This is a genomic window from Pseudomonas sp. 9.3L (assembly GCF_058536285.1).
In genome coordinates this window covers 3158918-3171979 of the sequence record NZ_JBZUBK010000001.1, presented here as the reverse complement: position 1 = coordinate 3171979, position 13062 = coordinate 3158918, and the positions used below count along the sequence as shown (strand labels likewise).

General features: G+C 62.3%; 12 protein-coding genes. 2 read left to right on the top strand and 10 right to left on the bottom strand.

Annotated elements, in window-relative coordinates; genetic code table 11:
* Positions 1 to 13: 13 nt before the first annotated feature.
* The 6 genes from AC4LE2_RS14540 to minC form a co-directional block, all read right to left on the bottom strand.
* Positions 14 to 2173 (bottom strand): mechanosensitive ion channel family protein, encoded by a 2160-nt coding sequence (locus AC4LE2_RS14540; protein ID WP_491828143.1) that lies wholly within the window; start codon positions 2171 to 2173, stop codon positions 14 to 16.
* A gap of 20 nt (positions 2174 to 2193) precedes the next feature.
* Positions 2194 to 3483: a M18 family aminopeptidase gene (locus tag AC4LE2_RS14535; protein WP_491826432.1), complete on the bottom strand. Its 1290-nt coding sequence runs from the start codon at positions 3481 to 3483 to the stop codon at positions 2194 to 2196.
* Positions 3484 to 3752: 269 nt separating this feature from the next.
* A complete protein-coding gene (locus tag AC4LE2_RS14530; RefSeq protein ID WP_491826431.1) occupies positions 3753 to 4388 on the bottom strand; it encodes an RluA family pseudouridine synthase in 636 nt (211 codons plus the stop codon).
* A gap of 82 nt (positions 4389 to 4470) precedes the next feature.
* Positions 4471 to 4725: a cell division topological specificity factor MinE gene (minE, locus tag AC4LE2_RS14525; protein ID WP_491826430.1), complete on the bottom strand. Its 255-nt coding sequence runs from the start codon at positions 4723 to 4725 to the stop codon at positions 4471 to 4473.
* On the bottom strand, positions 4722 to 5537 hold the full coding sequence (gene minD / locus AC4LE2_RS14520) for a septum site-determining protein MinD (protein WP_491826429.1): 816 nt from the start codon (positions 5535 to 5537) through the stop codon (positions 4722 to 4724). Before minD ends, minE begins: the two co-directional genes overlap by 4 nt.
* Positions 5538 to 5676: 139 nt before the next feature.
* Positions 5677 to 6438: a septum site-determining protein MinC gene (gene minC / locus AC4LE2_RS14515; RefSeq protein WP_491826428.1), complete on the bottom strand. Its 762-nt coding sequence runs from the start codon at positions 6436 to 6438 to the stop codon at positions 5677 to 5679.
* A 110-nt stretch (positions 6439 to 6548) separates the two neighbouring features.
* On the opposite strand from minC, the gene AC4LE2_RS14510 reads away from it, so the two are divergent.
* Positions 6549 to 7481, top strand: a complete 933-nt coding sequence (locus AC4LE2_RS14510) for a lipid A biosynthesis lauroyl acyltransferase (RefSeq protein WP_491826427.1) — start codon at positions 6549 to 6551, stop codon at positions 7479 to 7481.
* On the opposite strand, the gene AC4LE2_RS14505 is transcribed toward AC4LE2_RS14510, so the two are convergent.
* From AC4LE2_RS14505 to AC4LE2_RS14495, 3 genes are all read right to left on the bottom strand, one after another.
* Positions 7482 to 8336 carry a pirin family protein gene (locus tag AC4LE2_RS14505; protein ID WP_491826426.1) on the bottom strand — a complete coding sequence of 285 codons (855 nt, stop codon included), beginning with the start codon at positions 8334 to 8336 and terminating at the stop codon, positions 7482 to 7484.
* Between the two features lie 148 nt (positions 8337 to 8484).
* A complete protein-coding gene (locus tag AC4LE2_RS14500; protein WP_491826425.1) occupies positions 8485 to 9261 on the bottom strand; it encodes an MlaA family lipoprotein in 777 nt (258 codons plus the stop codon).
* Complete coding sequence (locus AC4LE2_RS14495; RefSeq protein WP_491826424.1) at positions 9254 to 10552, bottom strand: alpha/beta fold hydrolase family protein; 1299 nt, start codon at positions 10550 to 10552, stop codon at positions 9254 to 9256. The genes AC4LE2_RS14500 and AC4LE2_RS14495 overlap by 8 nt, the downstream gene beginning before the upstream one ends.
* Before the next feature lie 214 nt (positions 10553 to 10766).
* Between AC4LE2_RS14495 and AC4LE2_RS14490 the strand changes: the two genes are divergently transcribed.
* Positions 10767 to 11132 carry a hypothetical protein gene (locus tag AC4LE2_RS14490; RefSeq protein ID WP_491826423.1) on the top strand — a complete coding sequence of 122 codons (366 nt, stop codon included), beginning with the start codon at positions 10767 to 10769 and terminating at the stop codon, positions 11130 to 11132.
* Between the two features lie 7 nt (positions 11133 to 11139).
* Here the strand turns inward: AC4LE2_RS14490 and AC4LE2_RS14485 are convergent, their stop codons facing one another.
* Positions 11140 to 12678: a glycoside hydrolase family 17 protein gene (locus AC4LE2_RS14485; protein ID WP_491826422.1), complete on the bottom strand. Its 1539-nt coding sequence runs from the start codon at positions 12676 to 12678 to the stop codon at positions 11140 to 11142.
* Positions 12679 to 13062 lie beyond the last annotated feature (384 nt).

Genomic DNA, 13062 nt, shown 5'->3' with positions numbered 1-13062 from the left:
ACGGGCGCGTTGCTCACACTGGCTTGGCAGGCGGCCCGCCGTGGACCACTTGCACGCTCAGGCGTGGCGTGGCGAGGTCCAGGCCCGCTTCATCCAGCGTGCGCTTTAGCAGCAGGTTGAAGGCGCGGGAGATTTCCCACTGCTTGAGCGGCGCGGTTTTAAAGCGCGCCCGCAGTACCGCTGAACCGGCGTCGAAGCTCTCGACACCCTGAAACTCCAGGGGCGACCAGATTTCCCGACGCAGCAAGGGGTCGCTGTGCATCTTCTGGCCTACGTCGCGGATCAGCTTTATCGCGTCGTCGATCCCTACGGCATGAGGAATCGCCACGCGGAAAATGGCATAGCCGAATTCACGGGAGTAGTTTTTGATGCTTTTGATTTCGCTGAACGGGATGGTATGCACGATGCCGTCGATGTCCCGCAGGCGTACCGTGCGAATGGTCAAGCCCTCAACCGTGCCCAGGTGGCCACCAAGGTCAACGTAGTCATCGATGGCCAGGGAGTCTTCGACGATGATGAACAGCCCGGTAATCAGGTCGGCGACCAGCGACTGAGCGCCGAAACCGATGGCCAGGCCGATCACGCCCGCACCGGCCAGCAGCGGCGTAACGTTCACGCCCATGTTGGCCAGCGCGACGATCCCTGCAATCACGAAGATGGTCACGAACAACACGTTACGGATCAGCGGCATCATGGTTTGCGCGCGGGCGTTGGCCACGCCCTTGCGTGAGCGCGCCAGGCCATGGTGGATGGCGGTGTCAGCCAGAATCCACACCAGCCACGCCAGCATCAGAGTGCTGGCAAGGCCGAACAGGCGCACCGTGAACTCATGGCCGCTGCCCTCGGTGAAGCGAATCACCGACAGGCCCCAGACACGCAGGCCCAGCTCCACGAACAGCACCCATACCAGGATGTGCGCCACGGTGTAGCCAAAGCTTCTCAGCCGCTCTGCATAGGCCGCCTGGCGACGCAGACGTTTGCCGGGTTTTTGCGCATAGCGGCTGACCAGGCCATTGATGACCATGCACACCACCAGCAGCACGGTGCACAACAGTGACTGGCGCAGCGCGGTGCTGGCATCCCCGGCTGACACGAAGGTAGCCACCAGCGATACCGCGACCAGCACCAGGGCCGGCAGGTACCAGTAGGTGCCCAGCACCTGCAACGTGTCGGTCATGGCCCGGCGATGCAGGCGGCGCGACAAGGGCTGATTGCAGATAAGGTGGGCCACCGGGCGCCGGAAGCGCAGGATGAACAGGCCACTGAACACCGCCGCCAACACATTGGCCACGGCCGCACCGGTGTGGGCCAGGTGTACGCCAAGGCCCTCGACCAGGCGAGGGTCGCTCAATGCCTCGCCAAAGGCGGCAAAGCTGCCGATCAGCCACATGGGACGGAAGGCACGCCGACGCAGGATGTACAGTGCGCGGTGCCGGTGCGGCCCATCGAGCAGGGAAAAGGCGATCACGCAGATGGCGGCGAAGCAAGTGCCGACTACCAAGGCGTACGCCACCACCAGGGCCAGGTCCTTGCCGAGGGAGGAGGGCACCGCGTAGCCCACGCCTAGCGTCAACCCCAGTGCCACCAGCCATGGCCCAAGCTTGCGCAGTGCAAAGCGCAGCAAGTCTCGAGTGCTGGGATGCTGCGGCAAGTCTTCGGTCAGCCCGAAGCGCTCACGAATACGGTGACTGAGCCAGATCAACCCATACGCCAACAGCGCCCACGCCAGGATGGTGAGTACGAACACACCCAGCACGGAGCCTTGGTCAGAGAGGCTACTAGTGCGTGCCAGCAGTTCGGAACGGGCAAGGCTCAGCTCTTCGAGCCACTGGTTGAGCGGGCTGTCTTCACCGGTGAATTGCCGCTCCAGCGTGCGCACCGTGCCGCCCAGCAAGCCCACCACACCCTCTTCGGCGGTGGGGTGGGCCTTGTGGGTAGCATTGCGCAGTTGCTTGAGGTCGCTGAGCAGCTTGGCTCGCTGCCCGTCGTTCTCCAGGGTGCCAATCACCTGGTCCAGTGATTTGTTGAGGTCTTCGGGGGGCGCGTCGGTTTTGGCGGGCGTACCCAGTAAACCAGGCAAACCAGTAGCGTAAGCAGCGCCCGGGATTGCAAGCAGGGCACACAACAACCAACACAACGGCAACCAGCCTAACGACCGCGCCCACCTGGACAGCGGCCTTGCCGCACCCAAGGTCACGGCAAGGCTCGGGCAGCGTAGAAAGCGCTCAGGACTTTGACCAGGTGGGCCAGGTCATGGCTGCCCGCCAGTTCGCGAATGGAGTGCATGGCGAAGGTGGGCAGGCCTATATCCACGGTGCGCACACCCAGCCGGCTGGCGGTGATAGGCCCGATGGTAGACCCGCACCCCATGTCACTGCGCACCACGAAGCTTTGCACCGGTACTTCTTCTGCCATGCACAGGTGACGGAAGAACCCGGCGGTTTCGCTATTGGTGGCGTAGCGCTGGTTACTGTTGACCTTGATCACCGGGCCCGCATTGAGCTTGGGCCCGTGGTTGCCGTCGTGCTTGTCGGCGTAATTGGGGTGTACGCCGTGGGCGTTGTCGGCCGAGACCAGCAGCGAGCGCTGGACTGCGCGGACGTAATCGTCGTTGTCGGGGAGCAGCCGTTGCAGGGTTTGTTCCAGCAGCGGGCCGTCAGCACCGCAGGCGGAGCTGGAGCCTACTTCCTCGTGGTCGGTACACACCAGCACGCAGGTTTCGTCGCTGTCGGCGCGCAGTAGGGCTTGCAGGCCCGCGAAGCATGACAGCAGGTTGTCTAGTCGCGCCCCGGCGATGAAGTCTTCGTTCAGGCCAATCACAGCGGCGGGCTGGGTGTCATAGAAGCTCAGTTCGTAGTCCAGCACCACGTCCGCGTTTACATCGTGTTCCTTGGCCAGTTGCTCGGTGAGCAGGGCGCGGAAGTCAAAGCGCTCACTGCCAGCCACTTGGGCAAGCAAGGGCGGCAGCTCATTCTGCGCGTTGATGGCCCAGCCTTCGTTGGCGCCTCGGTTGAGGTGGATGGCGAGGTTTGGAATGATCGCGATAGGCACGCGGAAGTCCACCAACTGGCTCGCCACGCGGCCATCCTGGCGGAAGGTGACACGGCCTGCCAGTGACAAGTCGCGGTCGAACCAGGGGGCCAATAACGCGCCGCCATACACTTCTACGCCCAGCTGCAAAAAGCCCTGGCGCTGTAGCTCGGGCTGGGGCTTTACCCTCAGGCACGGGCTGTCGGTATGGGCGCCGACCAGCCGTATGCCGCCATCCACGGGGCTGTCTTTACCCAGGCGGATGGCGATCAGCGAAGAGTCGTTGCGGGTTAGGTAATAGCGCCCGCCGGGCAGGGTGTGCCAGTGATCACGCTCATCCAGGCGCTGGTAACCAGCGGCCTGCAGGCGTTTGGCAAGGGTGGCAGTGGCATGGAACGGGGTGGGCGAGGCCTTGAGGAAATCGATCAAGCCTTGGTTGAGGGTGTCGCGCATCGGGGTACTCCAGGCAGCAATGGGAGCAGTCTACTCCACATCCGCCCTCGTAGCAGCCAGTGGCCCGTGCGGGCGCGGGTCGCTATCGAACGCACTGCGGTCGTGCGGCAGGGTGCTGGGTAGCAGCCGAGCTTGCTCGCGATAAGGCGCATTGCGGCGGTGTGGCGGTCGCTGGCAAGCCAGGCTGCTACAAGCGATCAGGCCTACTGCGGCAGTGTGGCCGGCCGATTGGTAGCAGCCGAGCTTGCTCGCGATAAGGCGCTGCACCGTCAAAACGGCGCGGGGCACTCGAAGCGCAGGCGTTCGCCGCTGGTGGGGTGGGTGAACGCAAGCATGCTGGCGTGCAGGCACAGGCGTGGGTACGCCTCCAGTGCGGCGCCTTCGGCATACAGGCGGTCGCCCAGCAGCGGGTGGCCCAGGCTGAGCATATGCACGCGTAATTGGTGAGAGCGGCCCGTGACCGGCGTGAGTTCGACCCGGCACCACTGCTCATGCCGCTCCCGCACTCGCCAAAAGGTCAGGGCGTGCTTGCCTGCCTCGTGATCTACCACATGGCGCGGCTTGGTGGGCGGGTCGTAACGCAGCGGGAGGTCGATGCTGCCGCTGTCCAGGGCCGGCTGCCCCCAGCACAAGGCGGTGTAGGTTTTTTCGGTTTCACGGTCGTGGAACTGCCGAGACAGCTCACGGTGGCTGTCTGCGTCTCGCGCCAACAGAATGATGCCTGAGGTTTCCCAATCCAGCCGGTGAACGATCCGGGCTTCAGGGTAGCCGTTGTCTTGCAGGCGGGTAATCAGGCAGTCCTTGTTGTCCTCCGCCCGGCCGGGTACGGAAAGCAACAGGGTAGGTTTGTCGATCACCAGAAAGGTAGCGTCCTGGTGCAGGATGCGAATGTTGGACAGGGGCATTGCCAAAGGTCTCGCGCGTAGGCCGGTAACGCACACGGCGACCGCGGCCAGGGCCGGGTCGCCGTGCAAGGCGCCGTTCCGTCTAGCGGTCGGGCAGGGTGATGTTCAATTCGAGGATCGAGCAGCTGCCTTGGTTTTCCAGGGCGACCTGCACGTCGTCGTTGTCGATGCTGACATACTTGCGGATGACTTCTACCAGTTCCTTCTGCAGGGCAGGAAGGTAATCCGGCTCGCTCCGCTGGCCGCGCTCATGCGCCACGATAATCTGTAGACGCTCTTTGGCAACCGAAGCAGTGCTGGCTTTTTTGCGGTCGCGAAAGAAGTCGAAAATATTCATTCACGGCCTCCGAACAGGCGCTCAATCCAGCCCTTTTTCTTGACGTCGAGGAAGCGGTGGGCAACTTCTTTGCCCAGCAGGCGATCTACAGCGTCGCTGTAGGCCTGGCCGGCATCGCTTTGCTCGTCGAGGATCACCGGCACGCCCTGGTTGGAGGCCTTGAGCACCGCCTGGGATTCAGGGATCACACCCAGCAGGCGAATGGCGAGGATTTCTTCAACGTCCTCGACGCCCAGCATTTCGCCCTTGCTGACGCGCTCCGGGTTGTAGCGGGTAAGCAACAGGTGCTCCTTGATCGGGTCCTCGCCCAGCTCGGCGCGACGAGACTTGCTCGCCAACAGGCCGAGCATGCGATCGGAGTCGCGCACCGACGATACTTCGGGGTTGGTGACCACGATGGCTTCGTCAGCGAAGTACATGGCCAGGCTGGCACCTTTTTCGATGCCGGCAGGGGAATCGCATAGGACGTATTCGAAGTCTTCCTTGAGTTCGTTGAGTACTTTCTCGACGCCTTCCTGGGTCAGGGCATCCTTGTCGCGGGTTTGGCTGGCGGCCAGTACGTAGAGGTTTTCCAGGCGCTTGTCTTTGATCAGCGCCTGCTTGAGGGTCGCTTCGCCGTTGACCACGTTGACGAAGTCGTACACCACGCGGCGTTCACAGCCCATGATGAGGTCCAAGTTACGCAGGCCCACGTCGAAGTCGACGATAACGGTTTTGTGGCCGCGCAGTGCCAGGCCGGTGCCGATGGCTGCGCTGGTGGTGGTTTTGCCCACACCACCCTTGCCGGAAGTAACCACTAGAATCTTGGCCAAGGTGTATCACCCCTAAAGAAAAAAGGACTAGATGTCCTCGAAAACATGAAGATGAAGATGACGTGCTTATTGAGGTGCGCAACACCGTAAATCAGGCCGCCTACCGGCGAAGTTGCGCTTAAAATGGCGGCAGTATCCGTTAAAGACGGGTGATGTTCAACACATCGGCGCTCAGGTTGATCTGAACCGCGGCACCCCAGAGAGGATCGCGGCGCAGGTCTTCAGCCACCTTGTACTGGCCTGCGATAGACACCAGTTCAGCGCCCAACTGCTGGCAGAAGATGCGTGCGCGGGTGTCGCCCTTGATACCTGCCAGGGCGCGGCCGCGCATCGGGCCATACACATGGATATTGCCATCGGCGAGAAGTTCCGCCCCCGAGCTTACCGACGACACGATCACCAGGTCGCCGCCCTGGGCGTAGATCTGTTGCCCGCCCCGAACAGGCGTGGTGATCACGCGGGTAGGTTGCAGGGTGGGCGGTGGAGGGGCCTGCACCGCCGGGGGCGCCTCTACCATCGGCTTGCGTTCTTCCGGCGCGTCCACCGGACGCTCCCTGCCATGGGAGGGCGGTAATACCGGCAGGTCGATGGCGATGGCCGCAGCGATGTCTTCGATGCGTGCGGCCCGGAGGGCCAAGGTACGCAAACCATGGTGGCGGCATACCCGCATCAGCCCGGGCAGGTCGATGGCACCCTCACTGGTTGGCAGCTTGTCCAGGGCCAGCACCAAGGGGGTGTTGCTGAAGAAGTTGGGTGCCTGCGCAACCTTGGCGGCTAACTGGCGGTCGAGGCCTGCAAGATCGTTACGCGCCAGTTCCAGCACGGTGATTGCGAGCATGCTGCCCTTCAGTTGGAATACAGCGTCCTGCTGCTGAGGTTCTGTTTGGCTCATGGTCGGCAACTGTCGCCTTGTACGAAAAGTGCCGTGACTTATAGCGAGAACGCTTGCCTGCCGCAAGCCAAGCGCAACCCATGTAGAATGCGCGGCTTTGCCTTTACCCGGAATTTTTCATGCAGCGACCGCAGTTTCGCCGTGCCTTCCTCCACCCCCGCTACTGGCTGCTATGGCTAGGGTTAGGGCTGTTGTGGCTAACGGTTCAGCTGCCATATTCCGCGCTACTGGGGCTGGGGGGCATGTTGGGGCGAATAATGAGCGTGTTCGCTACCGATAGGCGCATGATAGTCGCACGTAACCTGGCGTTGTGCTTTCCCGAGGCGACTGCGCAGGCACGGGCCTTATTGCTCAAAGAAAACTTTCGATCCACCGGGATTGCGTTCTTCGAAATGGCCATGAGCTGGTGGTGGCCACACGCCCGGCTTGCACGGTTGGCGCACATCGAAGGCTTGGAGCACCTTCAGCAGGCCCAGGCTGAAGGAGAAGGCGCAATTCTGATGGCGGCCCATTTCACTACGTTGGAAATCGGCGCGGCGCTACTGGGGCAGCGCCACACCATCGATGGGATGTACCGCGAGCATGGCAACCCGGTATTCGATTACGTGCAGCGCCGAGGCCGCGAGCGTCATAACCTCGATGCATTGGCCGTTGAGCGCGAGGATGTGCGCGGCATGCTCAAGCTGCTGCGAAAGGGGCGCGCCATCTGGTATGCGCCCGATCAGGACTACGGCGCCAAGCAAAGTGTATTCGTGCCATTGTTCGGTATCCCGGCCGCTACGGTAACGGCTACCAGCAAATTCGCTCGGCTGGGTAAGGCTAAGGTGATTCCCTTTACCCAGATGCGGCTGCCCAATGGCCGAGGCTACCGCTTGGTGGTGCATCCGCCGCTGGCGGATTTCCCCGCCGAGACCGAGGTGCAGGATTGCCTGCGCATCAATCAGTGGGTAGAGGCCGCGATTCGGGAATGCCCGGCACAGTACTTGTGGGCCCACCGCCGGTTCAAGTCACGACCCGAAGGTGAGCCCAGGCTCTACCCCAAGCGTCGGTAACTAGGCGGTGAGGCGGTTGGCTCGAAAATCCCTTACCGCCTGCTCGATTTCTTCCCGGCTATTCATCACAAAGGGGCCGTACTGCACGATCGGCTCGTTCAACGGCTTGCCGGCGATCAGCAGGGCGCGGCAACCGTTGGCACTCCTGAGTTTCACTTCGCCGTGGGTGCTCAACCGGGCCAGTTGGCTCGCGCCTACGGGGTCTGCATAGCCTTCCAGGGCCAGCTCGCCTTCGTACACGTAGAGCAGCGCGCGGTGCCCCTCTGGTACGTAAGGGCTGATCGAGGTATGGGCGGGAAGGTGCAGATCCAGGTAAAGCGGCTCGGTATCGGGCCGTTGCACCGCGCCCTCGGTGCGGGTTGCGCCGTCATCCAGCGTGCCCGCGATTACCGTTACGCTCACGCCGCCCGCCGTAATCAGGCGTGGAATGTCCGCTGGTGAAATGTCCCGGTACGCAGGATCGCTCAGCTTGGTTTTAGCGGGCAGGTTCAGCCATAGCTGAAAACCACGCATCGCGCCCGCCTGTTGTTCGGGCATTTCACTGTGGATGACTCCACGCGCGGCGGTCATCCACTGCACGGCGCCGCTGTCCAGCAGCCCCACATTGCCCATGTGGTCCTCATGACGCATGCGGCCTTCGAGCATATAGGTCACGGTCTCGAACCCTCGATGCGGGTGCGGCGGAAAGCCTGCGATGTACTCGTCCGGGTTGATCGAGCCAAACTCATCGAGCATAAGGAAGGGGTCGAACCGCTCGATCCCCGCCCCGCCGAATACACGCGTCAAGCGCACACCGGCGCCATCTGACGCCGCTTGGCCAACATGAATATCCAGTACTTCGCGCAAGCCAGCCATAACAGCACTCCAGAGAAGAATGCCGCCATGGTAGGCCGTTTATCTTGATCGATGGTTGAGTTATTCAGAAGGAAATGATCGGTAGGGTCGATCATTTCCCGTCGTCGTGAGGGTGGGCCTGGTTGCTGGCAAGCCAGGCTGCTACCTGTTACTCGTTAACCTGCAGCTTGCGGGCTTCGGTGTACACATAGCGCACTTTTTCATACTCGAAAGGCGAGTTCAGCTGCCCGTAGCGGAAGCTGGTGGTGTAACGCCGGTCGATGGCGCGCAGCAGCAGGATTTCCGGGTGGCGGCCACTTTCCTCGGACACGTTGAGGAAGTTGATTTGCGATTCCGCGGCGAAGTCGGTCAGCAGGCCCGTGGTGTCTCGCAGGTTGGACGGCCCAAAGATAGGCAGCACCACGTACGGGCCTTCTGGCACCCCGTAGTGCCCCAGGGTCTGGCCGAAGTCTTCGTTCTGACGCAGCAGCCCAAAGTGGGTAGCCGGGTCCCACAGCCCAGCCACGCCGAGGGTGGTGTTCACCAGCAGGCGCCCGCTGATGTCCAGAGACCGTTTGCCTTTGAGTTGCAGCAGCGAGTTGAGCAGGTTGCTCACATCGCCCAGGTTGCTGAAGAAGTTACTGACGCCTGTGCGCAGGAAGCTTGGGGTCACGTAGCGGTAGCCACGCACCACCGGCAGGAACACCCATTCGTCGAACCGGTAGTTGAAGTGGTATACCCGGCGGTTCCAGCTTTCCAGTGGGTCGTAGACATTCAGCGCGCTGAGGGTGGAGCGTTCGAACTCGCGCTGGTCCAGGCCAGGGTTGAACGACAATTGCTTGAGTGGCTCTTTGAAGCCGTCCGGGTCTGTGGCGGCACGGCCGTCTTCGGCCTGGGCGGCGCCTGCGCACAACAGCGCGGCAATGAGCAGGGCTTGTTTAACCACGGAAGAACTCCAGAATTGCGTCGCTGTTTACACGGTAGTTGAGGTTGCCGCAGTGACCGCCATAGGGGTACAGGGTCAAGCGGTCGCCAAAGGTCTTGCGCAGGAAGCCGATGTCGCCTGGGCCGAGGATCACGTCGTCGGCATTGTGCATCACGGCGATCTTGCTGCTGGTGTGCAGGTAGTCCTTCAAGCCATACAGGCTCACTTGGTCGATCAACTGCAACACGCTGCCACCATCGGTCCGCGCACGCCACATGGGAATCACCTGCTCGGTCATGTAGCAGTCGAAGTCGCACTGCATTGACCGGCGCATGAACTCGGTCAGGCTGGTGCCTTCGTGGATCGGATATTTGGGCGGAATAATCAGCCCGCGACGGTTTATCAAGTCGGAGGTAAAAGCGATGTCGGCAGCGGAGAAGCGGAACGACACACCGATCAGCATGGCCATCTGTTCGTTGGACAGGTGCTGTTTGGATTGCTGGAAGTCGTACAGCAAGGCTTCGTTGAGGTCGATGTAACCCTTTTGCTGGAAGTAACGGGTGAGCTTGTTCAGCATCAATTCATAGAAGGTGGTGCTGTTGTTGATGCCCTTTACTTCGGTCTGGGTGAGCTTGTCCAGGTTGTTGATAGACGTGTAGAGGTTCACTGGAGGGTTAAGCAGCAGCACTTTCTTGAAGTTGAAGCTGCGCCGGGTTTCATCCAGCTTGCTCACGAACGCCGCGTCCAGGCCGCCAAGGCTGTAACCGGTCAGGTAGTAGTCGGTAACAGGAAGCTTGGGGTGCTGCGCCCGCACGCCCTGCATCACGCGGTACAGGTCTTCGGCGTCTTCGCTGCTGATGCCCGGCGTCGCGAAGCGCGAAGCCGCACTCATAAAGTCGTAGCTGGTAGGGGAGGACAGCTGCACCACGTGGTAGCCGGCTTGATAGAACAGCTTCTTGAGGTATTCGTTCAAGGTGCTGTTATAGGGCGCGCCAGTCCCTGCGATCAGGAAAATCAACGGTGCGGCGTGGTCCTGTTCGGCCATGCGGTAACGCAGCTTTTTCACCGGCCAGAAGTTATCCGGCAGGATGAATTCGCGTTCCGGCCGGATGTTCAGGGTGTAGTCGGCCTGGTCGATGTCGTCATCAAGGGGCAGCTTGGGCCGCAAATCCGGGGGCGTGGAGGCAATGGTGGCCTCGAACGGGTTCGTCAGCGGGAAACCGTAGCTGGCAGGGTCTATATCCTTGGCCAGCGAGAACGCGCTCATGACGAGGCCGCCTAGCAAGGCGGCGAGGCGCAAAGATCGGAGCATGTGATGTTTCCTGACGACGAGATGCTGACTAGACAACCGCCGTAGTGGCAAGTTGCCAACCCCTGGTGTTTTTTTACCCTGCCGCTCACGCTGGCGGCACAGTGTGGATGGGGCGAGACAATACACGGTTTTCGCTGCGTACATGTAGAGTGTGGCCACGCTTTTGTGCAGTTAGTATCACGCAGGTGGATCACCTGTCTTGAAAGGGAAAACCATGAAGCGCCTCGGGTATCTTTTAGCGCTGGCCGCCTGGCTCGCCGCTGCATACGGCGTGCGTTACGGGTTGATGGAGCAGGCCGTCTGGGTAGGCGCCTGCGCCGCGGCCCCAACTCAGTGGCTGTGCCGGGTGCGGGCGGGGTTGGGGCTGGTCATTCATTGGGGGTTGCTGCCGTGGGCAAGCCTGGCGATGGCCCTGCTGGCGTGGTGCATCAAGGGACGGCAGGGCCGCCAGGCAGCGCTGATTAGCGTGGCCCTGGGCGTGCCCGCGCTGGTGCTGTACACCACCTCCCTGGCAGCAGTGGCGGTGATGGCGGCGGGGCTGCGTTGGGTGCAGCGCCCACCGGCCTCTGATGGCCGTTAGGCGCCGGCTACTTTAGGGGTTCGGCCTCTACACGTCGTGCCAACAGTGCCCATGCCATTGCGCAGGTAAGCAGCGCCCAGGCCCAGGCATAAGGGTTTTGCCACCCTTCGCGCAGTACCTGCGGCGCTACGCCTACCGCGCACACCACGCCCAGCAGGTCAGTGCTCGGCGTTGGCCGTAGGGCAGGGCGCCAGAGCAGGCACAGCACCGGCACCATCAGCCCCGCCGTGGCAAAATCCCGATAGCGCGGATCAAACACCATCCAGAGGGTTTCAACCGCCATGGCACAGCCGGTGGCCAGCATGAGTGCGCTGCGTAAAGGCTTCAGCGGGTTGGGCCGCACGCTCAGCCGCAAGGCTGCGTCAGCCAGTGCCCACAGGGTCAGCACGCCCAGGCCGATCATCCAGGCCCATTCACCTGCATAGCGTGCCTCGACCATCACCTGCCGCGCCCAACTCATCAGGCTCACCCCTGCCAGTGCCCCTAGCCAGGGCAGTGCGCAGGCTGCCGCACGTGAGCGTGGCCGACCCGCCAGGGCAAGCGCGCCCACCATCAGCAGCACGTTGCCGCTCAGCCATAGGCGCCAGTCAGGCACATTGCTCACCGGGCCGGCCAATACGCCTTTATCCTCGCGGTCAGCGTTGAACAGCCCCCAGTACCCGCCCACGGCGCCTTCGTTGTTGCGCTTCCAGGGCTGGTCAATGGCTTCGATCAGGTTGTACTGCCAGCCCAAGCGCTCGGCCAGGTGCACAAAATCACGCACGAACCGGGCCTGGTTCACGGGGCCCGGCTCGGCGGTTTCACGGCGGCGGCCCTCACTGGGCCAACCGGTTTCGCCCACCATTACCGGCTTGGGCGCATAGCGTTGAGCAAACTCATCATGAATCGCCTCGATGTGGGACAAGGCCGTGGTTACCCCGTGAGGGATATCTTCCCAGTAGGGCAGCAGATGAATGGTGATGAAGTCCACCTCTGGCGCCACTTGGGGGTACAAGGTCCAGTACTCCCAGACGTCGGCGTAGGTAACGGGCTGGCGTACCTGTGCTTTTACCTGGCGGATCAACTGCGCCATGCGCTCACCTGTGGCTTCTTTGCGCAGCAGCACTTCGTTGCCCACGATCACGGCGCGTACTACGTCCGGGTTGGCATTGGCGGAGCGCACCAGCGCGTCCAGCTCTTTCTGGGTATCGGACGGGTTGCTATTCACCCAGGCGCCCAGCATCAACGTCAGGCCATGGGCGCGGGCGATCGCCGGCAAGGCTTCCAGGCCTGTCATGGAGTAGGTACGCAGGCAACTGAAGTGCCTGCTCAACACCGCGAGGTCCGTTTCGAGTTGGCTTCTGCGGATGGCCAGCGGCTGATCGAACGGGGACTGGTCCTTGCCGAACGGCGAGTAGGACGCGCATTGCACGCGCTGCCCTGGCGCCACTGCGTCGGCCATGACCACGGGCTGCCCCAAGGTGTACCAGCAGGCAAATAGCGCGCACAGCGCCAGGGCGGTGCTTAGCCCGTATAACGCAGAGAGGCGGATGGTGGACAGGTGCATGACAGGCCTGGTAGCGAGGTAAACGCCGATCTTAACCTGTTCACGCTGCGTCGGCTGCTGCGGCTGTTCTGTGCCTTGAGTCGCCGGCAAGCCGGGCTGCTACGCCGTTCTTTGTAGCAGTCGGCCCTGGCCGCGACTGGGGCGCATAACCCATGCAAGGAACGGGCGAGCCTCCAGCTTTTGCGTAGCTGGGAGCCGACCGCTGTCGCTGATCGTCTGCTACAGGTCGTGCCTGGAACCGGCACCGCCTCGCTACAGGCCGATCATCAAGGTGTCGGCACGTTGCCGACGGTTGTGCGCGGCATCACCAAGACATTTGCGTACACGCGCGAGCCGCCGCGCACCTTGCCAATACAGAGCGCCGGGGCTACCGGCCACACCCGT

Bases quoted from the DNA above. Each gene is read 5' to 3' on its own strand.
- AC4LE2_RS14485 (WP_491826422.1), bottom strand. From the start codon at position 12,678: ATGCACCTGTCCACCATCCGCCTCTCTGCGTTATACGGGCTAAGCACC.
- AC4LE2_RS14510 (WP_491826427.1), top strand. From the start codon at position 6,549: ATGCAGCGACCGCAGTTTCGCCGTGCCTTCCTCCACCCCCGCTACTGG.
- minE (WP_491826430.1), bottom strand. From the start codon at position 4,725: ATGAATATTTTCGACTTCTTTCGCGACCGCAAAAAAGCCAGCACTGCT.
- AC4LE2_RS14535 (WP_491826432.1), bottom strand. From the start codon at position 3,483: ATGCGCGACACCCTCAACCAAGGCTTGATCGATTTCCTCAAGGCCTCG.
- AC4LE2_RS14505 (WP_491826426.1), bottom strand. From the start codon at position 8,336: ATGGCTGGCTTGCGCGAAGTACTGGATATTCATGTTGGCCAAGCGGCG.
- AC4LE2_RS14495 (WP_491826424.1), bottom strand. From the start codon at position 10,552: ATGCTCCGATCTTTGCGCCTCGCCGCCTTGCTAGGCGGCCTCGTCATG.
- AC4LE2_RS14490 (WP_491826423.1), top strand. From the start codon at position 10,767: ATGAAGCGCCTCGGGTATCTTTTAGCGCTGGCCGCCTGGCTCGCCGCT.
- AC4LE2_RS14530 (WP_491826431.1), bottom strand. From the start codon at position 4,388: ATGCCCCTGTCCAACATTCGCATCCTGCACCAGGACGCTACCTTTCTG.